Annotated in this window: 15 protein-coding genes and 1 pseudogene; 13 read left to right on the top strand and 3 right to left on the bottom strand. The window is 34.1% G+C overall.

Annotated elements, in window-relative coordinates; all coding sequences use genetic code 11:
- Nucleotides 1-4,306: CotH kinase family protein (locus tag G6042_RS10315; RefSeq protein WP_169524349.1), on the bottom strand; the 4,306-nt coding region annotated here is incomplete at its 3' end.
- Between the two features lie 151 nt (nucleotides 4,307-4,457).
- Nucleotides 4,458-7,820 (bottom strand): CotH kinase family protein, encoded by a 3,363-nt coding sequence (locus G6042_RS10310; protein ID WP_169524348.1) that lies wholly within the window; start codon nucleotides 7,818-7,820, stop codon nucleotides 4,458-4,460.
- A gap of 282 nt (nucleotides 7,821-8,102) precedes the next feature.
- On the opposite strand from G6042_RS10310, the gene gcvP reads away from it, so the two are divergent.
- The 13 genes and pseudogenes from gcvP (at nucleotide 8,103) to G6042_RS10245 (ending at nucleotide 19,824) form a co-directional block, all read left to right on the top strand.
- Nucleotides 8,103-10,946: an aminomethyl-transferring glycine dehydrogenase gene (gene gcvP, locus G6042_RS10305; RefSeq protein WP_169524347.1), complete on the top strand. Its 2,844-nt coding sequence runs from the start codon at nucleotides 8,103-8,105 to the stop codon at nucleotides 10,944-10,946.
- Nucleotides 10,947-11,092: 146 nt separating this feature from the next.
- On the top strand, nucleotides 11,093-11,236 hold the full coding sequence (locus G6042_RS10300; RefSeq protein WP_169524346.1) for a hypothetical protein: 144 nt from the start codon (nucleotides 11,093-11,095) through the stop codon (nucleotides 11,234-11,236).
- 782 nt (nucleotides 11,237-12,018) lie between these two features.
- Nucleotides 12,019-12,405, top strand: a complete 387-nt coding sequence (locus tag G6042_RS10295; RefSeq protein WP_169524345.1) for a group III truncated hemoglobin — start codon at nucleotides 12,019-12,021, stop codon at nucleotides 12,403-12,405.
- A gap of 122 nt (nucleotides 12,406-12,527) precedes the next feature.
- The gene (locus G6042_RS10290; protein ID WP_169524344.1) at nucleotides 12,528-13,586 is read left to right on the top strand and encodes a 3-oxoacyl-ACP synthase III family protein; all 1,059 of its coding nucleotides are present in this window, start codon (nucleotides 12,528-12,530) and stop codon (nucleotides 13,584-13,586) included.
- 109 nt (nucleotides 13,587-13,695) lie between these two features.
- Nucleotides 13,696-14,061 (top strand): annotated as a pseudogene (locus G6042_RS10285) (methyltransferase); the annotation flags it as partial.
- Between the two features lie 170 nt (nucleotides 14,062-14,231).
- Complete coding sequence (locus G6042_RS10280; RefSeq protein ID WP_169524343.1) at nucleotides 14,232-14,567, top strand: ArsR/SmtB family transcription factor; 336 nt, start codon at nucleotides 14,232-14,234, stop codon at nucleotides 14,565-14,567.
- A 51-nt stretch (nucleotides 14,568-14,618) separates the two neighbouring features.
- Nucleotides 14,619-15,086, top strand: coding sequence for a DUF6428 family protein (locus G6042_RS10275; protein WP_169524342.1), 468 nt, complete (start codon nucleotides 14,619-14,621; stop codon nucleotides 15,084-15,086).
- Nucleotides 15,087-15,103: 17 nt separating this feature from the next.
- Nucleotides 15,104-15,718 carry a low molecular weight phosphatase family protein gene (locus tag G6042_RS10270; protein ID WP_169524341.1) on the top strand — a complete coding sequence of 205 codons (615 nt, stop codon included), beginning with the start codon at nucleotides 15,104-15,106 and terminating at the stop codon, nucleotides 15,716-15,718.
- Between the two features lie 4 nt (nucleotides 15,719-15,722).
- Nucleotides 15,723-16,757, top strand: coding sequence for an ACR3 family arsenite efflux transporter (arsB, locus tag G6042_RS10265; RefSeq protein ID WP_169524340.1), 1,035 nt, complete (start codon nucleotides 15,723-15,725; stop codon nucleotides 16,755-16,757).
- 81 nt (nucleotides 16,758-16,838) lie between these two features.
- Nucleotides 16,839-17,369 carry a class I SAM-dependent methyltransferase gene (locus G6042_RS10260; RefSeq protein WP_169524339.1) on the top strand — a complete coding sequence of 177 codons (531 nt, stop codon included), beginning with the start codon at nucleotides 16,839-16,841 and terminating at the stop codon, nucleotides 17,367-17,369.
- A gap of 17 nt (nucleotides 17,370-17,386) precedes the next feature.
- A complete protein-coding gene (locus G6042_RS10255; protein WP_169524338.1) occupies nucleotides 17,387-18,235 on the top strand; it encodes a glycosyltransferase in 849 nt (282 codons plus the stop codon).
- A 78-nt stretch (nucleotides 18,236-18,313) separates the two neighbouring features.
- Nucleotides 18,314-19,063: an MlaE family ABC transporter permease gene (locus G6042_RS10250; protein WP_169524337.1), complete on the top strand. Its 750-nt coding sequence runs from the start codon at nucleotides 18,314-18,316 to the stop codon at nucleotides 19,061-19,063.
- Complete coding sequence (locus tag G6042_RS10245) at nucleotides 19,060-19,824, top strand: ABC transporter ATP-binding protein (RefSeq protein WP_169524336.1); 765 nt, start codon at nucleotides 19,060-19,062, stop codon at nucleotides 19,822-19,824. Before G6042_RS10250 ends, G6042_RS10245 begins: the two co-directional genes overlap by 4 nt.
- Before the next feature lie 15 nt (nucleotides 19,825-19,839).
- Here the strand turns inward: G6042_RS10245 and G6042_RS10240 are convergent, their stop codons facing one another.
- Complete coding sequence (locus G6042_RS10240) at nucleotides 19,840-23,292, bottom strand: gliding motility-associated C-terminal domain-containing protein (protein ID WP_169524335.1); 3,453 nt, start codon at nucleotides 23,290-23,292, stop codon at nucleotides 19,840-19,842.
- Nucleotides 23,293-23,296: the final 4 nt, after the last annotated feature.

Here is a 23,296-nt window from a genome sequence, read left to right as displayed (position 1 = left end):
GCGTTCCAGAAATTATTCCGGTTGTTGTGTCCAATGATAATCCGTTTGGTAAACTTGGACTAATACTAAAAGTCAAGTTTTCTCCTGAAACCGTTGGTTGTAAATTGGTGATTATTTCATCAATTGTGAAAACATTTGGCGTTGCATAACTTAGTAACGTTGGCGCAACATCAATCACTGCGATTGACAATGTAAAACTTGTACTTCCACCAGAATTTGTTGCTGTAACTTCATAATCCGTAGCCGATTGTAAAACCGTTGGCATTCCAGAAATTATTCCTGTTGCAGTGTCAAATGACAATCCGTTTGGTAAACTTGGAGCGATTGAAAACACTAAGTTTTCTCCTGAAACTGTTGGTTGTAAATTGGTAATCGCTTCATCAATTGTGAAAACATTTGGTGTTGTATAACTCAACATTGTTGGCGCAACATCAATCACCGCGATTGACAATGTAAAGCTTGTGTTTCCACCAGAATTTGTTGCTGTAACTTCATAATCTGTAGCCGATTGTAAAACCGTTGGCGTTCCTGAAATTATTCCAGTTATTGTATCAAATGATAATCCAGTTGGCAAACTTGGAGCGATTGAAAATACTAAATTTTCGCCTGAAACTGTTGGTTGTAAATTGGTTATTGCTTCATCAATTGTGAAAACATTTGGTGTGTTGTAACTCAAACCATTTGGTGCAACATCAATCACTGCAATCGACAAGGTAAAAGTTGTACTTCCACCAGAATTCGTCGCCGTAACTTCATAATCCGTTGCCGATTGTAAAACCGTTGGTGTGCCAGAAATTATTCCTGTTGCAGTGTCAAATGATAATCCGTTTGGTAAACTTGGAGCGATTGAAAACACTATGTTTTCTCCTGAAACCGTTGGTTCTAAATTGGTGATTGCTTCATCGATTGTGAAAACATTTGGCGTTGTATAACTTAGTAAAGTTGGCGCAACATCAATGATTTCGATTGACAAGGTAAAAGTTGTACTTCCACCAGAATTCATTGCTGTAACTTCATAATCCGTAGCCGATTGCAAAACCGTTGGCGTTCCAGAAATTATTCCAGTTATTGTATCAAATGATAATCCGTTTGGCAAACTTGGAGCGATTGAAAAACTATCTGCTGCTGCAGTCAAAGTCGGAACTAAATCGGTAATCGTTTGACCAACTGTATACACATTTGGTGTTGGATATTGCAATGGCAACGGAACACCTTTTACAGAGAAATTGTTAAACGTAACTCTATCACCGTTGTCAACCGTCATATTCGCACCCGTAAATCGTAGTCTCACTTTAAAATTTGGGTTGTTATTCGCCGCAATTATCGAAGAAAAATCTACTTCAAACAATTGATATGCCGCAGTTAATGGTAACGAAGTTACTGCTAATCCTGTCGAAATCCAATTTGGCGTTCCGGCATTAATCGAATAATCAATAACAATTGCATCAGCTGCATTTTCATTTTTTGCTGCAAATCCAAAAATTATATTTTTATATCCTGTAGTAGAAAAATTGAAATGCATTTCATTTTCGAATCCGTTGTTTTGAAATGGTTGTTTTACCTGAATTCCGCGCATGTTAGACGAAGCAAAAGCAATATTCCCGTTGGCTGCAGGAATATAATTTATATCTGTTGGACTGTTTCTTCTTTCCATCGATGCTTTTCTCCAATTTGGATGTGTATTAGTAAACGGATAACCTTCCAAGCAAGATTTGTAATCCAAAGTTGCATTTTGTATAACTTCAAAAGTAGAATTGATTGTTACAATTGGTGCATCATTTGGCAACGCTGAATTCATCATCCAGAAATAAATTGGCTCTTGAACCTCGATTGCAAAACCTTCTGGAATAAACACCGCAGTAATATCAAAACTTTGATTAGTTGTCACTGTAATTTCTTCATCAGTACTAGTTGAAAATCCTTCCCAATGACTAAAAACATAACCTTCATTAGCAATTGCTTTTAATTTTACTGGAACATCTGCAAAATAAATTCCTGTCCACGGATAAGGATTTGTCTGAATTCCTGGCGTTGAAGAAAGAATATCGATTGTATTTATTTTTACATAACCATGATTCGCATTTGAAACATTGATAGTTGCATTGATATCATTGGCAATTCCAAATTTTTCTCTAATGTGTTGACGTTGATAACCTGGTCTTTCATTAGCAAAACCAATTTCTCTATTCAAAAAATAATTCCAACTGCCAACATTTGAAGGTGCTTTCCATCTAAATATATGTTCAGGTAATTCAGGTTCTAAAACCGTTTTCATCGAATTAATTTTTGCAACAACACGAGCAGAACTAAAATAAGAATTCATCAAATCAGCAAAACGACTAATAAATTCTTCTTTAAACTCATTATTTTCTAAAAGTTTACGTAACAACAAAGTTGACCAATCTGGATTTGGCCATTCCGTTCCTCCTGCTTCGGTTGCATCTGCCAAAGAATTCAAATCATTACTTCCGCCACTAATCCCAAATGTTGAATCCATATCGTGAATTGCCCAACGCCATCTTCCATCATGACCAAAAGGTGCAGTTGGCTCATAAGAATCCGTATTTTTTCTCCAATAAATTATGTTGTTTCCAGGCCAATCTACATTTTGAAAATAAATATTGGAAATAAAATAATCCTGAAAACTATCAGTATCCATTTGGGTTTTTATATAGTTATAATTATCCGTTGGAGCTAATGAATTGTTCTCAATATAATCTAACATAGCCAAGTAATGTGCATCATCACCTTCTTCAACAATGGCATCATTTTCCAGCACTTCTATATCATTTTCATCGATATTAAATTCTCTTTTAAAAAATTTATCATCTAGCTTTTCACGCATACTCTGAACACCCCAATATTCACCATTTATAAATGTTAACACAGGTCGATATGCTTCAGTTACAACTCTTAATCCTTTTATCAATTCATGATTTAATGCATCGCGAAATAAAGTATGGTATTGATCGCCACTTGAACTTTTTATCGAAATTCGAGTATAGCTATCATCGGTTTGATCAGGAAATAAAGGATAATTTAACGAAGAATGACCTAATTCCGAACGTGAATAAATATTGTATGCTTTACTTGGATAAACACGTGAATAATTTCCACGAATTCTAATACCAATATTGTTGTTTAATACTTCATTTCCATTTACAAAAAAGCTCAAATTGGCTACTCTTTCAGCTGTACTTCCTTTTCTAGCAAAGTTTCCAATTTCATAATCAGGAACTTCGGTTGGATTATCAATTCGCCATTGGTCAAAATCTTTTCCTGCCACATAAATTCCGTCGTTGTACTCAAAAAATCTGTCTTCGTTAGTACTGATTGAAACAACTGGTAAAGTAAATCTTGAACTTGCTAACGGTGTAATAAAATAAGTTTTTGTTACTATTTGACTTGATGTTGCTCCTGTCTTTATAACCTTTGCCTTTACAACTGTTCCTTTAAAAATTGGTCCGTTTGGAAAATAAGTTGGTGCAAAATCGTAGGTTGATGAAATTGCTGAATATTTATTGGGTTCAGAAGAACGGTCAACAATTGAAATTGGTGTAGAATAAGTTAGCGTTTGATACGTATTATTAAAAAATGGACCAAAAGCATCACCAGGCATTTTTGGATATTGATTTTTATATGTATATGTTGTTCCTGATAAGTTATTTTCATCTGGTTCAGAACCATCAAGTGTATAAATTATGGTTGCATCAGTATCATTTGAAGAAATTGTTAAATCAAATTGAGAGGTAAAAAACCCAGAATTTTGAGAAAAAACTGGCTCAGAAAGCACAACAGGAAGCGAACCATTTATATTTTCTGCATTTGGTGTTGGTGTTTGCAATTCTATAAAGCTTCCTGTTCCATTTGGAAATCTTCCTAGTGAAAAGTTTGCCAAAACAGATTGCGCAGGTGAACTATCTAAAATTATTCCAAGATTATTCGTAAGTGTAATTACTTCTCCTCCTGAACTGATTTTAAAATTAGTATGCAACGGATTTGCTGGATTAGTTCTATTTTTATCAGAACAATAAATGATTAAATATTCGCCAGCATTGATGGTTACATTAGGAAAAACCCATTTGTATAAATTTCCAGAATCATCTGTTAAACCATAGGCGTTTAAATTGATAGGATTTGTAGAGTTGTTGAACAATTCAACCCAATCTTGATAGTCGCCATCTTCATCCGTATTAATTAATGAGTTTGAAGCTACAACTTCGTTGATAACTAGCGTTTGACTGAATGCGTTTTTTGTGCTAACTAGTGCGAAAAACACCATTAATAAAAGTAATTTTTTACTCATAATTTCCTAATTTATTTCATACCTTATTCTACTGGCTAAAATACTCCATACCAAAATTTTACTCGAAAATATCCGATGATTACCTCATAAAACCGTTAAAAAGAAAAAGGAGCTCAAAATGAACTCCTTTCTTTACAATTTTATAAAATCGTTATCTCTTTATAAACTTCTTCACTTCCGATTTTCCATCGGTAGAAAATTGTAGCAAATAAATTCCAGGTTGTAATTCGTTTACATTAATTTCTGGATTTTCTAATGTTGCTGATTTTATTAATTTTCCATCAATTGAAAATAATTTATAGTCAACATTATCATAATGATGCACGATATTCAACACATCTGAAACTGGATTAGGGAAAATTTTGAAATCTAGTTTTTTGTTTTCATCTAAACCAAGTTCCAATTCAATTCCGCTTACGCTAAAGTTGTTAAAAGTAACTCTGTTTCCTAAATCTTCGGTCATATTTGTACCTGTAAAACGCAATCTAACTTTAAAATTAGCATTGTTTTCTACAGCATCAATTGTAGAAAAATCAACAGAAAATAATTGATAAGCTGCTGTTAATGGATATGATGTTTGCGCTAATCCTGTAGAAATCCAAGTTGGCGATGCTGTTGTAGAATATTCAACTGTTATGGCATCGGCAGCCAATTCATTTTTAGCGGCAAAAGCAAACTTAATATCCTTATAACCAGCTGTTGACACATTAAAAATCATTGCATTTTGATTTGAACCATTGTGAAAAGGTTGCTTAATTTGAATTCCACGCATGTTTGCTGATGCAAACGGAACGTTATTATTAGCTTCTGGAATATAGTTTATATCCGTTGGACTATTTCTTCTTTCCATTGAAGCCTTTCTCCAATTTGGATGAGTGCTATCAAATGGATAACCTACCAAACATGATTCGTATTGTAAAATACCTTCGGCTGGAACTTCAAAACTCGAATTTAACGCAGTTAAAGGTGTGTCATTTGTAACTGTACTGTCAAAAATCCAGAAATAAATTGGCACTTCAACCTCAACTGGTGCATCAGGAACAAAATGAGCCGTTATAGTGAAATCAGCATTTGTTGTAATTGTAATTTCTTCATCAGTACTAGTAGATGCGCCACTCCAATGACTGAATACAAATCCTGGTAATGCAATCGCTTTTAAAGTAACTGGAATATTTTGGAAATAAATTCCTGTCCAAGGATATGGTGAAGCAGAAACTCCCGGTGTAGTTGAATTGATTTCTATGGTATTAATTTTTACAAATCCATGCGTTTCATCGCTTACATCTAATGTAGCATTGATATCACCACTAATTCCAAATTTTTCTCTAATATGAGCTCTTTGATTATTTGGTCTTCCAAGAGCAAAATTTCTCATTCCTGTTATACTCCAACTTTCCCATGAATCCAAATCGTAAAAATTATCCCATCGATCATAATGTTCATCCATTTCTGGAACTAAATTAGCTTTGAATTCATTGATTTTATCAACAACTCTGGTTGGGTGATAGTATGTATTTAAAACATCTGCAAAACGGTTGATAAAGTCCAATTTGAATGCGTTATTTTCTAATAATCTTCTTAAAATTAAAGTTGCCCACTCTGGATTTGGATACTCAAAAATGCCTGTTGCTGTTGCAAATTCAAGCGTATTGTGATCACTTCCTTCGGGATAATGACCTAATCCATCATCTAAATCATTGATTGCTGTTCTCCATCTTCCATCTTGTCCAAAAGGAGCATTTGGCTCATAAGTTGCCGTTCTCTTTCTCCAAAATACTGTATTCCAACCTGGCCAATCGGTATTTTGCATGTAAATATTTGATATATAATAATCTCTGAAATCTTCTGGATCAAGTTGCGTAGCAATGTAATCATAGTTTGCCTGATTAGCCAACGAATTATTTTCCAGATAAGTTGCCATTGCATCATAATGCTCATCATCTCCTTCATCTGCTGTTAAATCATCTTTTAAATAATCTAATTCGCCTTCTAAAATTCCATATTTACGTTCGAAAAAATGACGATCATATCGTTCTCTTATATTTAAAATCCCAAAATATTCTCCGTTAAGAAAAACAACCGATGGTTGATAAGCTCTTGTTTCTGTTTTAAGTCCATTAATTAAAGTATGACCAAGCGCATCTCTAAACATAGTGCTGTAGAAATCTTGACCTGAGTTTCTCAACACTAATCTTTTATAACTATTATATGTTTCGCTAGCAAAAAACGGATAGTTGAAAGAACCACTTCCTAATTCACCACGAGCATACAAACGCAACGACTTACTAGCAATTCCTCTTGAATTTCCTCCATTGATACGAATTCCTAAATTTTGATTTAAAACTTCGTTACCATTTACAAAATAATTGATATTACCTATTTGCTCTGTCGCATCTCCTGAACGAACGTAGTTAGCGTTTCCTGTTTCTTCATTAACATTATAAATATCTGCATCTTCGGTTGGATTTAAAGCACGCCAATCATCAAAATCTTTTCCGGCAACAAAAATTCCATCTTCGTAGTCAAAAAACTTAGATTCTGTTACACTCAAAGAAATTACTGGCAAGGCAAATCTTGAACTTCCTTCTGGCGTTACAAAATAAGTTTTGGTTACAATTGGACTTGGCATAGCACCTGTTTTAAAAGCTCTTGCACGAACCACTGTTCCTTTAAAAACGTTGTAATCTGGAATATAGTTTGGTACATTTTGAAATGTTGATGACATTGCAGAAACATCATTGGCTTGCGATGTTCTATCAACAATATTCAAAGGTGCTGAATATGTAAATGAACGGTATTGATTGGTTAACATTGCACCATCAGTATCGCCAATCGTTTCAACATATTGATTTTTATAATTATAAGTAGTTCCTGCCAAGTTAGAAAGCTCTGGATCAGAACCGTCTGTTGTGTAAACGATAGTAACCGCTGGATCAGTATGAGAAATTGTTAACGGGAAAGCCGCAGTATAAAAACCACCCGCAACCGATAACGTTGGTGCCGTTAACACTTCAGAATATCCTTGTGTCGAATTGCTTTCACCAGGTGTTGGTTCTGGAAAAATGACTAATGTTAGTGAACCATCAGTTTGTCTTCCATAGGTGTAATTTTGTGGAATTACAACCGCTGGATAACTATCTACCGTTACACCGCTACTATTTGTTAAAATAATAGGTTCTCCGCTTGAACTAATTTTAAAATTAGTATGTAATGGAAAATTGACATCGGTTCTGTTTTTATCCGAACACCAAATCAATAAATGTTCTCCCGGTTCCATCCAGTATTCTGGAAAAACCCATTGAAATGGATTTGTTGAAAGATCAGACAATCCATATCCTTGTAAGTTAATTGCTGTTGAACTCGTATTGTATAGTTCAACCCAATCTTCATAACTTCCATCATCATCTGTAATCACAGCTGAATTAGAAGTTATTATCTCGTTAATTACAACTCCTTGAGCATTCATTTGTAACCCAAAAAATAGTAAAACGACCAATAAAGTAATTTTTTTCATCTTCTTATTAGATATTAAATTCAAATCGAAATTATATAACTTTTTCATAACCATTTGATAAAAAGGCTTAAAATCGTTGTATCGCTTTTTATTTCGACAAATAACCTTATTATGCAAATTTTATCGTTCAAAAGTTGTAAAAAATTTATTTTTTTGTTGATAAACAAACTCTTTGGTTAATAAAAAATTAGACTTTGTTTAGCACAATATTCAATCTATAATAATTACTTTTGTTTCCACAAAAAAACAAACATAACTAAACCCAATTTAGAACACATTTTAATGAGAACAGACGCTTTTGCATTACGCCACATAGGTCCAAGTGAGAATGACCTACAACACATGTTTAAAACCATTGGAGTGGACAGCTTAGAACAACTAATTTATGAAACCGTTCCTGATAATATTCTTTTAAAAAATCCATTAAATTTAGACGCACCTCTTTCTGAATATGAATACTTAAATCACATCCAGGAATTGGGAAAAAAGAATAAAGTTTTCAAATCTTATATTGGTTTAGGATATCATCCAACGGTAATTCCAGCAGTAATTCAAAGAAATATTTTTGAAAATCCAGGTTGGTACACGGCTTATACACCTTATCAAGCCGAAATTGCGCAAGGTCGTTTAGAAGCTATTTTAAATTTCCAAACAACCGTTATTGAACTTTCGGGAATGGAAATTGCTAACGCTTCTCTTCTTGACGAAGCAACCGCTGCTGCCGAAGCTATGGCGTTATTGTTTGACGTACGTTCTCGTGAGCAAAAGAAAAACAACGTTTGTAAATTCTTCGTCTCTGAAGAAATTTTACCTCAAACCTTATCGGTATTGCAAACGCGTTCTACGCCAATTGGTGTTGAATTAGTAGTAGGCAACCATGAAACTTTTGATTTCTCAAACGACTATTTTGGAGCTATTCTTCAATATCCTGGAAAATATGGTCAAGTAAACGACTATGCTGGTTTTATTGCAAAAGCAAAAACGGCCGAAATTAAAGTTGCTGTAGCTGCCGATATTTTATCATTAGTAAAACTAACGCCTCCAGGCGAAATGGGTGCCGATGTAGTAGTTGGAACTACACAACGTTTCGGAATTCCGATGGGTTATGGCGGACCACACGCTGCGTTTTTTGCCACCAAAGAAGAATACAAACGCTCTATGCCAGGAAGAATTATTGGCGTAACGATTGACACTAACGGAAACCGTGCTTTGAGAATGGCACTGCAAACTCGTGAACAACATATCAAACGCGAAAAAGCAACTTCTAATATTTGTACGGCTCAGGTTTTATTAGCCGTTATGGCAGGAATGTATGCTGTATATCACGGTCCAAAAGGTTTACAATATATTGCCGACAAAGTTCATAACACCGCTTCAACGTTGGCAGATGCATTAAACAAATTGGGCGTTTATCAAACAAATGCTGCGTTTTTTGACACCATTTTAGTAAAAGCTGATGCTAACAAGGTTAAAGCTATTGCCGAAAAACAAGAAGTAAATTTCTACTATGTTGATGCCGATACGATTTCGATTTCAGTAAACGAAACGACTTCTATTTCAGATATTAATCAAATCATTGCCATTTTTGCAGAAGCAACAGGAAAAGACAGTTTTACGGTAACCGAATTAACTACTGCAAATAATTTACCAAAATCATTAGAAAGAACTTCATCGTTCTTGCAACATGAGGTTTTCAACAACCATCATTCTGAAAGCCAGTTGATGCGTTATATTAAAAAATTAGAACGCAAAGATTTATCGTTAAACCATTCGATGATATCATTAGGTTCTTGTACCATGAAATTAAATGCTGCTGCCGAAATGTTGCCTCTTTCTATGGCAAACTGGAACAGCATTCACCCATTTGCACCAATCGAGCAAGCCGAAGGTTATCAAATTATGCTTAAAAAATTAGAGCATCAATTGAATGTGGTAACTGGTTTTGCAGGTACTACTTTACAGCCAAATTCGGGTGCACAAGGAGAATATGCCGGTTTGATGACCATTCGTGCATATCATCTTTCTCGTGGCGATAACCACAGAAATGTATGTTTAATTCCAGCTTCGGCTCACGGAACTAATCCAGCTTCGGCGGCAATGGCAGGAATGCAAATTATTGTAACCAAAACCATGGAAAACGGTAATATTGACGTAGAAGATTTAAGAGCAAAAGCCATTGAGCATGCAGACAACCTATCGTGCCTAATGGTTACTTATCCATCAACACACGGTGTTTTTGAAAGCGCTATTTGCGAAATTACCCAAATCATCCACGACAACGGTGGTTTAGTTTATATGGATGGTGCCAATATGAATGCCCAAGTTGGTTTGACTAATCCTGCTACTATTGGAGCTGATGTTTGTCACTTAAATTTACATAAAACCTTTGCTATTCCTCATGGTGGCGGTGGACCAGGCGTTGGACCTATTTGTGTAAACGAAAAATTAGTACCGTTTTTACCAACTAATCCGGTGATAAAAGTAGGTGGTGACCAAGCCATTACCGCTATTTCGGCTGCGCCTTATGGTTCTGCTTTGGTCTGTTTGATTTCCTATGGATACATCACAATGCTTGGTGCAGAAGGTTTGAAAAAATCTACGCAATTTGCCATCTTGAATGCTAACTATATGAAAGCGCGCTTAGAAAACCACTACCCTATTTTATATTCGGGAGAAATGGGACGAGCGGCACACGAAATGATATTAGATTGTAGAGCTTTTGAAGAAAAAGGAATCAAAGTAACTGATATTGCAAAACGATTGATGGACTATGGTTTCCATGCGCCAACGGTTTCGTTCCCAGTAGCAGGAACACTGATGGTAGAACCTACCGAAAGCGAAGACCTAGCCGAATTAGACCGTTTTTGTGATGCTATGATTTCTATTAGAAAAGAAATTGAAGCTTCGACCAAAGAAGACGAAAATAATATTTTGAGAAACGCTCCACATACTTTAGCCATGCTAACTACCGATACTTGGAGTTTTCCATACACTAGAGAACAAGCGGCTTTCCCGCTGGACTACATTGCTGAAAACAAATTTTGGCCAAGTGTTCGTCGTGTTGACGAAGCCTATGGCGATAGAAATTTAGTTTGTAGCTGTGCACCAATCGAAGCGTATATGTAATTATAAAATCCCAATATAGAAATCCCAAACACCAAATAGGTTTTTGGGATTTTTTTATTTATAAGCTCAACCAATATTTTAAACAACCTAGTTTTCAGTTTAACATCTTGTGGCGAATTAGCCTAGCGGTGAAACACAATTTTTTGATGGAACTAGGCGAACAACTGGGCATACCCTATGAAACCAAAACCGAAAAAGCCCTAAAAGCCCAACTGCAAGAAAAAGAGGAACATATAAAGGGATTAGAATATCAGTTAATGGTTTATAAAGGGATACATAAAGCAACATAGTGGTTACTTTTTTATATATTTACATGGATGAATACTTATAAAGGATAATAAGTATTTGAAAATATTTATAAACGGAACATTCGCTTATATGCGGGTTAGCAGAAATTTTATGACGGACGACAAAATATTACTACCACTAAGACAAAAAATATTACTCGGATTAACAATTTTCGTTGGACTGTTCTTTATCGTTTCATACAACATAGGACTTATTGACCAAGGTAAATTGAATTTGTTTATTTTCTTTTATTCATTTGGCGTGTCAATTTGGCTTTTAGCATTTGAAACATTGGTTGATTTAGACGACAATCGTATTTTCTTTATTTGGTTAGTAATTGGACTGACACAATTTTGCTTTTATCTCTTAACTAAGGACAATGAGAATTTTAAAATTTATAGAAGTCAAAACTTTGACCCGAATAACTTCTTTAACAATTACATTTCTGAAACGACAACTTCTTCACTAAAGACACTTTTGTTTTTTCTTGTTGTATATAAAATATTCAATACAATTATAAAAAAACTGACAGGGAATTGCCTATTAAACACATACAGACAAATGTCTTGGAGCCACGATACAATAAAGCGAAAAATATCAGGCTTAGACATAGTGTTTAACGTTTTGCTCTTTGTAGTTATTGCTATATCAGCATTGACAAAATAACACCCGTCCGCGCAAATTTAAAATCCGTACCCACAAACAAAGTCATTTCCCAAAAGAATGATATTAATCATTTTAATGGGTTACTAATTAGAGTACCTTTGTGTTTTATTTAGTAGCTATGAACGATATTCAAACCCAAGACGATTTATATAAACTGGTAGATGAGTTTTATAAAAAACTGTTTGCTGATGAGCGTATTAGTTACATTTTTACGGAGGTAATCCCTATTCATCTTCACTTAGAGGAACATTTGCAGGTGTTGGTCAAGTTTTGGTCGCAGGCTATTCTTGGTACTGGCGGTTATACTAATAATTTAACCCAGCTTCACCTGGATGTAAATGTAAAATCGAAACTCACACCAGAGTTGTTCACCATTTGGTTGCATCATTTTTATGCTTCGGTAGATGAAAACTTTAAAGGCGAAAAAGCAGAGCAAATCAAAACCCAAGCGTTGAGCATTGCTACCATCTTGCAGATTAAAATAGCGCAACAAAACCCTAAATAATTACGACTTCCATAATTTAAACACCATTTTGTTAAGGTTTTCGTAATAATTCACCCTTACCTAAGGATTTGATAAAATCAAAACATTTTTATTAATAATTTCGTAATGAAATATCTAAAAAAATGAATATAAAAATAACAGGTTCGGGTAGTTATATCCCAACAGAAGTAGTATCAAATATAGATTTTGCAAAACACGTTTTCTTAAATGATGACGGAACACCATTTCCGCATCCGAATGATGTTGTTGCCGAAAAGTTTCTTGAAATTACTGGAATTCAAGAACGCCGTTATGTAACCGATGATTTAAACACCTCAGACATAGCCTCGATTGCTGCCAAAAAAGCAATTGCCGATGCAGGAATTGACCCAGAAACGCTGGATTACATCATCTTTGCTCACAATTTTGGCAACGTAAAAAAAGGTGCTATTCAAACCGATATTTTACCAAGTTTAGCTACGCGAGTGAAGTTTGACTTGCGTATTAAAAACCCAAAATGTGTGGCGTATGACATGCTTTTTGGTTGTCCGGGTTGGGTTGAAGGTGTCATTCAAGCGCAAGCCTTTATCAAAGCTGGAATGGCAAAAAAATGTTTGGTTATTGGTGCGGAAACTCTTTCGAGAGTGGTTGATTTACACGATAGAGATTCAATGATATACAGTGATGGTGCCGGCGCAACTATTATAGAAGCCACCGAAGACGAAGGCGGAATCCTAGCCCACGAAACGGCTACGTTTACTTATGACGAGGCTTATTATTTATATTTTGGAAATTCGTTCAACAAAGACCACGATCCCGATGTTCGCTATATAAAAATGCACGGCAGAAAAATTTATGAATTTGCATTAAGTCAAGTTCCAAAAGCCATGGCTTCGTGTCTTGAAAAAAGCGGTATCGACATTAGCGAAGTGAAAAAAGTATTAATTCACCAAGCCAATGAAAAAATGGACGAAGCCATTATTCAACGTTTTTACAAGCAATACAAACAAACACCTCCCGAAGGCATTATGCCGATGAGTATTCACAAACTCGGAAATTCGAGTGTTGCCACCGTTCCTACTCTTTACGACTCGTTAGTAAAAGGACAAATCGAAAACCAAGCATTAAACAAAGGCGATGTTATTATTTTTGCTTCGGTTGGCGCAGGAATGAATATCAATGCGATTGTTTATAGGATGTAGAAAAATTGGGAGTTTCGGGTTTCGAGTTTCAGGTTTCAGGTTTCAGGTTCCAAGTTAAATTGTTATTTTTACCAACTGTTTCAACTTGAAACTTTAAACAATTTTTAAAATGTACGAGAAAACATATCCAAGCAAACGCTTCAATATTACTTTAGATTTTCTAAAAAAACATATCAAAACTTCGGAAACCATTTTTGATTTAGGCGTTCCAAATCCATTTTCCAAAATCATGGAAGACAATGGTTATAAAGTCATTAACACCAAAGGAGAAGATTTAGACAATGACCAAACGGCATTGCAAAACGCATCCTATGAAGTATTTACCGGTTTTGAAATCTTTGAACATTTATTAAATCCATACACAGTTTTAGAAAATGTAAAATGTGACAAAGTTTTGATTTCTATTCCGTTACGCTTATGGTTTTCTCCTGCATATAGAAGCAAAACCGACAAATGGGATAGACATTACCACGAGATTTAATTTTTAAGTTTAGTTAAGTTTAATAGTAATTAAGGGTTTTAAAAACAATTGTTTTTAAAACCCTTTTTTTATTTATTTTAAAACTTAACTTTAAAATAACAAAGAAAAATAGTTGACACATCTATTTTAATCGTAATATTGCAATATAATTTTTCTATCAAAAAATGGGAACAACAAAAAGCGAGATGTTTACTAAACATCAAAACGAAATAGCTACTATCATCAAAGCACTTGGTCATCCTGCTAGGATAGCCATTCTTGAATATTTGATGAAAATAGATAGTTGCATTTGTAGTGACATAGTGGACGAGTTACCACTAGCCCAGCCTACTATTTCGCAACACTTGAAAGAACTTAAAAAAACAAATCTAATAAAAGGAACCGTTGAAGGAACTTCAATTTGCTACTGTATAGATGAAAACGGAATTGAAAAATTAGAACGCTATTTTTCTTCTATAGCAAATCAATTAAACGAAAAAAAGAAAAACAACTGTTGCTAAAACCTTTTTTTGAGCAACTCTATCGTAATATTACATTAACACATTATCACTATGAAACTATCAAAAGTAAAAGAAATTTTGTCCACTTTAAATAACGTAACCTTTCAACTAGAAAACGGAACTTTTGTCCCAGAACATTTTCATGTTACAGAGGTTGGAATGATTACAAAACATTTTATTGACTGTGGCGGCGTAATAAGAACAGAAAAAGTAGTTAATTTTCAACTATGGAATGCAAACGACTATGACCATCGTTTAAAACCAACAAAACTTTTAAACATTATTCAACTTTCTGAAGAAAAACTTGGTATTGAAGATGCAGAGGTAGAAGTAGAATATCAAAGCCAAACCATTGGAAAATATGACTTGGATTTTATTGAAAATTATTTTGTTTTAAAAAATAAAACAACTGCTTGCTTAGCCGAAGATGCCTGTGGTATACCTATAGAAAAACAAAAGAAAAATTTATCTGAACTAACCAATAAACAAAGTTGTACTCCAAACTCTGGTTGTTGCTAATACTCAAACAAAAAAATATGTTTCCAGAATTGTTAAAAACCGTTGAAAGTAATACTGATTTTACTTCCATTGCTCAAGAAAGAAAACTAACCTTGCAACCGTTGATTGATTTTATTCAACAAAAAGTGGATTTAAAGCAAGAAGTGAATTTAAACTTTATTTGCACTCATAATTCTCGCAGAAGTCATCTGTCTCAAATTTGGGCACAAGTTGCAGCTAGTTATTATTCTATTGCTAATGTATATTGCTACTCTGGCGGTACAGAAGAAACAGCTCTTTTTCCAAAAGTAGCCGAAACTTTAACCGAACAAGGTTTTACAATTTTTAAAATAGCCGATGGAAACAATCCTATTTATGCAATAAAATATAGTGATACAACCATGCCAATAATAGGTTTTTCAAAAAAATATGATCATCTATTTAATCCCTCAAAATCATTTGCAGCCATTATGACTTGCTCTCAAGCCGATGGAGGTTGCCCTTTTATTGCTGGTGCAGAAAAAAGAATACCTATTACATTTGAAGACCCAAAAGTTTCTGACCAAACACCAGAACAAACCAAAGTTTATCTTGAGAGAAGTAATCAAATTGCAATGGAAATGAATTATGTTTTTTCAATGATTAAATCCTAACACTATGCAACCAAAATTAAAATTTTTAGATCGCTTTTTAACACTTTGGATTTTTCTAGCCATGGTTGTAGGCATAGGATTAGGGTATTTTTTTCCTAATATATCAAACAGTACCAACACATTGACAGCAGGAACTACCAATATCCCGTTGGCTATTGGTCTTATTCTAATGATGTATCCACCATTAGCCAAAGTAGATTATTCACTATTACCAAAAGCCTTAAAAGACAAAAAAACAATTGGGATATCATTATTTTTAAATTGGGTAATTGGCACATTTTTAATGTTTGGACTAGCCATACTCTTTTTAAGAAATCAACCAGAATACATGTCTGGTTTGATACTTATTGGTTTAGCCCGATGCATTGCAATGGTTATTGTATGGAATGACTTAGCCAAAGGCAATCGCGAATATGCGGCACTACTAGTAGCATTGAACAGTATTTTCCAAATTGTTAGTTATAGTTTTTTAGTTTGGTTGTTCATCAATGTATTGCCCAACAAACTAGGATTAGCTAATTTTAACGTTACCGTTTCTATGAAAGCAGTAACTGAAAGTGTTTTAATCTATCTAGGCATTCCTTTTGCAGCAGGATATTTTAGTCGCTATTTTCTAATAAAATCAAAAGGAATAGAATGGTATAATAGAAAATTTATACCGATGATTTCGCCTATCACACTTTATGCTTTGTTATTTACAATAGTATTAATGTTTAGCCTAAAAGGTGATAAAATTATTGCATTACCTATGGATGTAATTCAAATTGCCATTCCGTTGATAATCTATTTTATAGTAATGTTTTTTACAAGTTTTTACATCAATAAAACTTTAAAAGTACCCTACGACAAAAACGCAGCAATTGCTTTTACTGCCACAGGAAACAATTTTGAACTCGCTATAGCTGTTGCAATATCCGTTTTTGGAATTCATTCACCCCAAGCGTTTGTTGGAGTTATTGGACCATTGGTAGAAGTACCTGTGTTAATTCTTTTAGTAAAAGCAAGCTTATGGATGAAACAAAAATGGTATTCTAATTAATTCAAAATTAAAACACCACCAAAAGCTAGACTTAAAACTCCGAAAACTTTGTAACTTTGCGACTTTAAATTGGCAAACTCAATGTACGAGAAAACATATCCAAGCAAACGGTTCAATATTACGTTAGATTTTCTAAAAAAACATATCAAAACTTCGGAAACCATTTTTGATTTAGGCGTTCCTAATCCGTTTTCCAAAATTATGGAAGACAATGGTTATAAAGTGATTAATACCACAGGCGAAGATTTAGACAATGACCAAACGGCATTGCAAAACGCATCCTATGAAGTATTTACTGGTTTTGAAATTTTTGAACATTTATTAAATCCATATACGGTTTTAGAAAATGTAAAAGCAGACAAAATTTTGATTTCTATTCCGTTACGCTTATGGTTTTCTCCAGCATATCGAAGTAAAACCGACAAATGGGACAGACATTACCACGAATTTGAAGATTGGCAATTGGATTGGTTATTAGAAAAAACAGGTTTCAAAATCATCGATAGCGTAAAGTTTACACATCCAGTTAAGAAATTTGGTTTTCGTCCATTGTTACGTTGGTTTACACCAAGGTATTATTTGGTTTATGCTGAGAAAGTAAAAAGTAATTAGTGAATAGTGTTTAGCATATGAACTACTACATCGTGATTCCAACCTACAACGAAGAAAAGTTTATTGCACTGACGTTACAGTCAATAGTGGAACAAACCGTTTTACCTTCAAAAATTGTAGTGGTTAATGATGGTTCAACCGATAAAACGGAGGAAATTGTAAATTCATTTGTTGAAAAATATTCTTTTATTTCTGTAGTTAACAAATCTTCGGATGCAATTCATTTACCTGGAAGCAAAGTCATTCAGGCGTTTCAAAAAGGTTTAGAAACCTTGGATGACAATTATGACATTATGGTAAAGATTGATGCCGATTTGATTTTTCCTTCTAATTATTTCGAAACCATAATCCAACATTTTCAATCGGATGAACGAATTGGAATGGTTGGTGGTTTTTGTTATATCGAAAAAAACGGCGATTGGATTTTAGAAAATCTAACCGACAAAGACCACATTCGTGGTGCATTGAAAGCATACAGAAAAAAAGCTTTCAAAGAAATTGGAGGTTTAAAACCAGCTATGGGTTGGGATACAGTTGACGAATTGCTTTGCAAATTCTACAATTGGAAAGTGGTTACCGATGAAAGTTTGCATGTAAAACACTTGAAACCAACTGGCGCAAGTTATAACAAAGCGGCTCGATACAAGCAAGGCGAAGCTTTCTACAGTTTAGGTTATGGATTTTTCATCACTGCAATTGCTTCACTAAAATTAGCTATGCGCAAAGGTAAACCGTTACTTTTTATGGATTATATCAAAGGTTTTTGGAAAGCAAAAGCAGCAAAAAAAGAACTTTTAGTAACCAATGAACAAGCCAAATTCATTCGAAACTACCGCTGGAAAAAGATAAAAGAGAAGTTATTTTAAACTTAAAATTAACCTATCAAATAAAATTATAGTATTTTTACTGCTTACTATAAATCAGAATACTGAACACTACTAAAAATGATGCTCATTCGCTATTTATCGCAGATTGGAAAATATTTCTTGATGCTGAAAGAAGTCTTCAATAAACCTACCAAATGGTCGGTAATGAAGGGATTGATTTTAAAAGAAATAGACGATTTAATTATCGATTCACTTGGTATTGTGGCTTTCATTTCATTCTTCGTTGGTGGCGTTGTTTCCATCCAAACGGCGCTGAACTTAACCAATCCGTTAATTCCAAAATATCTAATTGGTTTTGCCACACGACAATCGGTGATTTTGGAATTTGCTCCAACGTTTATTTCGGTGATTATGGCAGGAAAAATGGGTTCGTTCATCACATCAAGTATTGGAACGATGCGTGTTACTGAACAAATTGATGCCTTGGAAGTTATGGGTGTAAACTCGTTGAACTATTTGGTTTTCCCAAAAATAATTGCGCTTTTACTTTATCCTTTCGTAATTGGAATTGCCATGTTTTTAGGAATTCTTGGCGGTTGGATGGCAGGAGTTTATGGCGGATTTACCTCTAGTGTAGAATTCATTCAAGGACTCCAATCTGAGTTTATTCCATTTCATATTACATATGCGTTTATCAAAACTATTGTTTTTGCAATGATTTTGGCAACTATTCCATCGTTTCACGGTTATTACATGAAAGGTGGCGCATTGGAAGTAGGAAAAGCCAGTACGGTTGCTTTCGTATGGACTTCGGTAGTGATTATTTTGGCAAATTATATTTTAACTCAATTACTTTTGGCAAAATGATAGAAGTAAAAAACGTAGAAAAATCATTTGGTGATTCTAAAGTATTGAAAGGAATCACAACAACATTTGAAACCGGAAAAACCAATTTAATTATTGGTCAAAGTGGTTCAGGTAAAACCGTTTTGCTTAAAAGTTTACTTGGAATTCACACGCCAGATAGCGGAACGATTTCTTTTGACGGCAGAATTTATTCTGATTTAACCGATGATGAACGACGCGCCTTACGTACCGAAATTGGAATGGTTTTTCAAGGAAGTGCTTTGTTTGACAGTATGACTGTGGAAGAAAATGTTGGTTTTCCATTGAAAATGTTTACCGAAAAAACACCTGCCGAAATCAAAGAACGCGTAGATTTTGTAATTGAAAGAGTGAATTTAATCGATGCGCATCATAAAAAACCTTCTGAAATTTCGGGTGGAATGCAAAAACGTGTTGCGATTGCCAGAGCAATTGTAAACAATCCAAAGTATCTTTTTTGTGACGAACCTAACTCGGGATTGGATCCAAAAACCGCTATTGTTATTGACAATTTAATTCAAGAAATTACTCAAGAATACAATATTACGACTGTTATCAACACTCATGATATGAATTCAGTGATGGAAATTGGTGAGAAGATTGTTTTCCTAAAACAAGGAATTCTAGCTTGGGAAGGTAGCAAAAAAGACATTTTTAAAACTGATAACGAAGCAATTGTTGACTTTGTCTATTCGTCAAATCTTTTCAAAAAAATTAGAAAAGCACAGAATAAAGAAGAATAACTTTTTAGAAAGAAATTACCCTTTAGTTACATAAATCCAACCCACTTTGGTTGACGCTTCATTTTCCATCTGAATTAAATAATAATAGGTAGAATCGGGTAATGATTCGCCGTTATTATTTTGTCCATACCATTCGTTATTGTAGTTTTCTTTGTCATAAACCAATCTTCCCCAACGATTGTAGATTTCGATTTTTTTAACTCCAAAACCTGTTAAATCAAAACTATCATTGGAACCATCATTGTTTGGCGTAATGACATTTGGAATTTCACAAATGGTTCTAATTACATCAATTTCTTTGGTAGCCGAACAACCATTTAAATCGGTAATAGTTAAACCGTAAATTCCGGTTTCGCTTCGAGTAATCGTTACTTGACTTTCAATACTCGAAAAATTATTTGGTCCAAACCACGAAAAATCATAATCAGTTTCTACAGCTGCATCGTTATTTTGGATTTCATAGCTCAAAACATATTCGCTGTTGATGCAATTTTGAAATAATTCAAATTCTGGTAATTCGTTAACGAAAATTTCTATCGATGATGCTTCGGATGGACAATCGTTTAAAACCACATTTACAATATAAATTCCATTGTTCGCACTCGATATATTTTCAATTACAGGATTTTGTTCTGATGATGAAAAACCATTTGGTCCAACCCAATTATACGTTCCGTTTGAAATACTTGTTGCATATAAATTCAGCTCTTTTGTTTCACAAATAATAGCATCGGAACTTGCTGTTGGAACATCTGGAATTTCCTTTAAAGTGATATTGATTATCGCTTCGTCAAACAAATTACAATTGCCATCAACGCGATAAATAAAACTGTAAGTACCAAAAGCAACATTGGTTGAATTCCAAAGATTTGCCGATAATGTTCCGCTGCTAGAAGTTTCTGTCCAAACACCATTTGTGTCAAAAGTTCCTTGAAGTAGCGTGTTTAAATCAACTGTATTTTGAGTACCGCAATAACTGAAATTTCCGCCTTGACCAGCGTTGGGCAAAGTTGTATCAGCATTTATGGTATAAGACAAAACTTGGTTCAAACACGAATTTGGATTATCTGGATACGAAATTCTAACATAGTAAACGCCATTGTGAGTTACTGGATTAAAATTTGGAATTACGAGCGAATTTGCCGTACTTAAAATGATTGTTGTATTGTTACCTTTCCACCATTGGTATTCAATAAATTCAAATGTTGGCACGACTAAAACCACTTCCTCTCCATTACAAAAAACCGAATTACTTGTAATTTCTAACGGACTTGGATTCAGCATTTCAAATTCGGCATTTACCGTATTAAAACATCCATCTTCCACTTCAAAAACATAAATTGCGGGTTCTAAACCTGTGAAAAAACTAGAATTTCCGTTTTCAACTATAAAGGGTTGGTTGTTTTTTGAAACAATTCTATAAATAAGTGGATTTAAACCTTCGGCTTCAACTACCACTTCAAAATTAGTTCCGCATGAAACCGAGTAAATATCGATAATTCTTGGAACACCTTTGAATTCAAATGTATCCAAAACTCGAATGCAATCAACAGTTTGAGTACTATTTTCAGCATAGGCTTTATAAGATTTCACAATTCTAAAATCGCCTAAAGTTGCTAAATTATAGGTAACTTCATCATTTTCAAGTTGAATAGAATTGGAAGTATTTGGCAAACTTCCTTCGATATATGAAACTCCTGTAAACGGATGTTCCCACGAATTTGTGTTAGGATTAAATTTTTGCAACCAAAACTTAACTTCTCCTGTAAGATTAGTGCTGGTGTGTTCTAAACCAATATTAAACGAACCACAATTAGCTTGAACATCAATTTCTGTATCATCAGTATAACCCAAAATTGTTGCGGTTATTTGATGTGTTGTTTGACAATTATCTATAACTTCAAAAGTATAATTTCCTGGTGGCAACATATCCAAAACCAACATTGAACCATTTGAGATCAAACTGTTAGTATAATTAAATGGTAATGTAACAGGAAAAGCACTTGGCGCAGTCATTAACCTAATTGAAGTCATTTGTCCTGAAACTCGCAATGTTCCAATATTATCTTGACAACCTTCGAGCACTGAAACTGTTGGCGGATTTGATATTGGCGTAACTTCAATTGTCATGGGTTGAACTTCACCACATAAATCGGTTACAGTAAAAGTATATGTACCTAAAGACAAATTTAAAAAAGCTGCATAATTGGCAGTATTGATTAAACTAGTATAATTTTGAGGCATTGAAACTCCATAAGCTGGCGGACAAGAAAGCATCGTAATTTGTTGAATTCCAAAAATAAAAGCAGAACTTCGCTGACAATTTCTATCAAATAATATATAATAAGGATCAATTGGATCATCAATATTGACAATAATCGTAATTATTTGTTGTGTTCCACAAAGATTGGTTGCACTAAAAACATAAGTACCTTCGGTAAGGTTTTCAATAATTATTTCGTAATTTTCAATTTGTGACGTATAATTTATTGGCAAAGTAGAAGTAAAACTACTTGGCGCTGATGTTAAAATTAAAGCGGAAACACCAACAAATCGAACTTTCTTATGCTCACAATCTTGATTACTAAGTTGATAATTAATGCTTGGCGAAAGATTTTGAACCGTTCCATTTAAAACATAAGTTGTACCACATCCATCTGTTATCGAAAAAGAATAAGAATAAGGTTGATTTGTAAAATATGGAATTATAGTTGTAAAATTATTTCCTGAAGTAACCGTTTCATTCGTAACAATTGGAGCACCAGTTGGAGGAACAACAGTAGTTACAACCTGAATAGGAAATTTAATTACACCATCTTCAAAAACTTTGGAGAAATTAAACCCAATTCTAACAGAATTACATGAAGCCATAGTTGGTGCAATTATCGACACATTCAAATCAGTGTTTTTGTCAAACATGGTAAACGTTCTTGTCACACCTTGATTACACGCATCAAAAGCTCTAACTTGATAAACTCCAGCCGTTAAACCTGTAAAAACATTGGAAGGTTGCAATGGTTTAATAACTGGTCCAGAAAAAATTTCATATTGAACTGCCGTTCCAGTGGTGACATTAACAGTGATTGTTCCATCAAAGCCACAAACTTCATCTTCGCCAGAAACCGTGTATGTTAACGGAACTAATTGATTGGTAATCGTTACATCTTGTTGTTGCGTGCCTGAGTCGTTACCTAATGATTGTGTTGCAATAACTCGATAGGTTCCAGTTCCTAATCCGCTTAAACTTCCTGTTGATTGAACCGAAACTGGTGTTGTAAGATTGGGTAATTTATAAATAGAATATAAAATGGTTGCTCCAGGTGTTGTATTAGATACTGTAATTGTAATTGTTCCATTAGTCGTACACGTTCCGTTTTGTGCCACAACCGACAAATTAAAATTTGACAATTGACTAAACACAAACTGTGTAAAGAACAATATCAATGCTGTAAGCTTAATTTTTCCCATTAAT

This window comes from Flavobacterium solisilvae (genome assembly GCF_012911605.1).
GTDB classification, from domain to species: Bacteria; Bacteroidota; Bacteroidia; order Flavobacteriales; family Flavobacteriaceae; genus Flavobacterium; species Flavobacterium solisilvae.
The sequence above is the reverse complement of the archived record's forward strand: the minus strand, read 5'-3'. Positions and strand labels throughout refer to the sequence as shown.

Excerpts from the sequence above, each read along its gene's own strand:
- G6042_RS10300 (WP_169524346.1), top strand. The coding sequence starts at position 11,093 with ATGGAACTAGGCGAACAACTGGGCATACCCTATGAAACCAAAACCGAA.
- G6042_RS10310 (WP_169524348.1), bottom strand. The coding sequence starts at position 7,820 with ATGAAAAAAATTACTTTATTGGTCGTTTTACTATTTTTTGGGTTACAA.
- arsB (WP_169524340.1), top strand. The coding sequence starts at position 15,723 with ATGCAACCAAAATTAAAATTTTTAGATCGCTTTTTAACACTTTGGATT.
- G6042_RS10245 (WP_169524336.1), top strand. The coding sequence starts at position 19,060 with ATGATAGAAGTAAAAAACGTAGAAAAATCATTTGGTGATTCTAAAGTA.
- G6042_RS10255 (WP_169524338.1), top strand. The coding sequence starts at position 17,387 with ATGAACTACTACATCGTGATTCCAACCTACAACGAAGAAAAGTTTATT.
- G6042_RS10240 (WP_169524335.1), bottom strand. The coding sequence starts at position 23,292 with ATGGGAAAAATTAAGCTTACAGCATTGATATTGTTCTTTACACAGTTT.
- G6042_RS10290 (WP_169524344.1), top strand. The coding sequence starts at position 12,528 with ATGAATATAAAAATAACAGGTTCGGGTAGTTATATCCCAACAGAAGTA.
- G6042_RS10260 (WP_169524339.1), top strand. The coding sequence starts at position 16,839 with ATGTACGAGAAAACATATCCAAGCAAACGGTTCAATATTACGTTAGAT.
- gcvP (WP_169524347.1), top strand. The coding sequence starts at position 8,103 with ATGAGAACAGACGCTTTTGCATTACGCCACATAGGTCCAAGTGAGAAT.
- G6042_RS10275 (WP_169524342.1), top strand. The coding sequence starts at position 14,619 with ATGAAACTATCAAAAGTAAAAGAAATTTTGTCCACTTTAAATAACGTA.
- G6042_RS10250 (WP_169524337.1), top strand. The coding sequence starts at position 18,314 with ATGATGCTCATTCGCTATTTATCGCAGATTGGAAAATATTTCTTGATG.
- G6042_RS10280 (WP_169524343.1), top strand. The coding sequence starts at position 14,232 with ATGGGAACAACAAAAAGCGAGATGTTTACTAAACATCAAAACGAAATA.
- G6042_RS10295 (WP_169524345.1), top strand. The coding sequence starts at position 12,019 with ATGAACGATATTCAAACCCAAGACGATTTATATAAACTGGTAGATGAG.
- G6042_RS10270 (WP_169524341.1), top strand. The coding sequence starts at position 15,104 with ATGTTTCCAGAATTGTTAAAAACCGTTGAAAGTAATACTGATTTTACT.